Genomic DNA, 448 nt, shown 5'->3' on the forward strand with positions numbered 1-448 from the left:
GTTTCGGCCACCCAGTGCCGTTCGGGGCCCGCGCCGTGCAGATGTGCGCCCTCGGCAAAGGCATGACCCGCGCGGCGGGTGCGGCGCCACCACTGGCCAGGGCGCAGGATCGCCGCGTCATGCAGCGTCATCTCGGCCGGGATGCGCCAGACCTCGCCCCCGGCGCGGATCAGGCGCAGGCAAAGCTCGGGTTCCTCGCCCGCGATCAGGCTGTCGCGATAGCCGCCCGCGGCCATCAGCGGGCCGAAGCGGAACAGCGCGTCGCCGCCGCAGGCACGGGCCTTGCCGGGCGGGGTGTTCCATTCGCGGTCGCACAGACGGTTCCAGACCGACGCCTGCGGATGACGTTCCCGGCGCCGTCCGCAGACCACGACCGCGCGGGGGTGCGCGGCAAGGGCGGCGGTGGCGGCCGACAGGAAACCCGGTTGCAGCGTGCAGTCGCCGTCGA

General features: G+C 74.1%; 1 protein-coding gene. It reads right to left on the reverse strand.

The annotated features are described in order from the left end of the window. Positions 1–448 (reverse strand): glycosyltransferase family protein (locus ACLD7X_RS18960; RefSeq protein WP_482764001.1); only part of this gene is annotated, 448 nt, incomplete at both ends.

The organism is Aphanothece microscopica RSMan92, assembly GCF_046613545.2.
In the GTDB taxonomy this organism is placed as follows: domain Bacteria; phylum Cyanobacteriota; class Cyanobacteriia; order PCC-6307; family Cyanobiaceae; genus NIES-981.